The organism is Vibrio sp. 1288, assembly GCF_033344475.1.
On record NZ_JAWPOX010000665.1, the window covers coordinates 1 to 639 of the forward strand.

1 protein-coding gene is annotated in these 639 nt (G+C 45.5%); it reads left to right on the top strand.

Annotation, left to right across the window (positions count from 1 at the left end; genetic code table 11):
* On the top strand, nt 1-639 hold a 639-nt coding region (locus R8O11_RS28650), incomplete at both ends, for a GGDEF domain-containing protein (RefSeq protein WP_318195048.1).

The window sequence follows — 639 nt, forward strand, 5'->3', positions numbered from 1 at the left end:
ACCGCGATAGGGGAGTTTTACAGTTCGCAGTTGTCTATCGGCCTCGTCGCGAATGAACGCGGTGCAATGTTAGCGCCATATTTTAGCCGCGCGATTGCGATGTTGGGCGTTGACAAAATTGTGGCTCAATACGATTTGCGTCCAGATTGGCGCACGGCGTTAGAGTATGAGGTGCGATTGGCAACACAAACCCAAGCGGTATTTCTATTCGTACTTGTATTGGCAATTTGTGTTTCTCTCTATCTGTATCGTCAATCCAACACCGATAATTTAACTGGGTTGAGGAATCGTCGCTCTTTGCAAGTTAAGTATCGCCAAGGGGTGAATAAGGATTTGGCGATTCTTTATTTAGATATTAATCACTTCAAACAAATCAACGATACCTACGGTCATTTAGCGGGTGATGAAGTGCTGCAATTGCTTTCGCTGAAGATACATCGAGTGTGGTCTGGGCGAAGCTATCGTATTGGCGGAGACGAATTTATTTTGCTCGGATACCCAACACAAATAGAGCTTTCGCGAGCCGTTCAAGAACTGAGTCGATTGGAGGTTACCGATAAATTGTGCGCAGAGCTGAAAACCGTCACGATTTCAGTTGGTGTTTCTGAGAAACGAAAGCAGCACATGAGCTTGGAACAA